Origin of the sequence: Bartonella sp. AP57NXGY, assembly GCF_042195805.1 — a bacterium.
Taxonomy (GTDB): domain Bacteria; phylum Pseudomonadota; class Alphaproteobacteria; order Rhizobiales; family Rhizobiaceae; genus Bartonella.
In genome coordinates this window covers 1-593 of the sequence record NZ_JBHIOZ010000622.1, presented here as the reverse complement: position 1 = coordinate 593, position 593 = coordinate 1, and the positions used below count along the sequence as shown (strand labels likewise).

The following is a 593-nucleotide window of genomic DNA, read 5'->3' as shown; positions in this document are numbered from 1 at the left end:
AATCACATCTATGGCGCGAAAAGATTTAATTAAAATCATCGTACTCATGATTGGCGCTCCTTTTGTTCGCAAATATAATCAACTGCTTGGCTAATGGTGATGTCGAAACCTTTTTTCTTCTGCTCTTCCTGATAATGGCGTGCCGCAACAGCAACCTCTTCTGGCGCAAGCTTTGGTTCTTGCGCTAAGGCACACACTTCTAAAGGGCTTGTTGAGGCAAGCGCCGGCAACTTCTCGACCAAACTTTTAAAATGCTCCATCCCCCCTTCAAGGCTACAGAGCGCACGATATTCCTCGCGAGCAGCCGGCAAAATCTTGCCCTCTTCAATGGTCTTGTCTAAAAGACTCTCAATGGCACTGTTTTTTTGCTCTTCTTGCAAAAGCGCTAAATCTTCTCGCGCTTTTGTTAATTGGGCATTTAATTCCACGCGTTCCTTTTCGCGCGCTTTAAGCGTTGCTAAAACCTCATCCGCTTTAGCATCTTCTGCCAGCGATAGTGCACTGGCAATGGCTGTAAAATCCATCATTTTCTCCGTCAAAGTTATAGGGGAAGGCTGTTCACGGCTTAAAGCCGTCATGACAAGGGCTGGACG

General features: G+C 46.4%; 1 protein-coding gene. It reads right to left on the bottom strand.

The window, feature by feature from the left end; genetic code table 11:
* Positions 1-44: 44 nt before the first annotated feature.
* Positions 45-593: phage protease (locus ACFIL8_RS12345; protein WP_375690063.1), on the bottom strand; the 549-nt coding region annotated here is incomplete at its 5' end.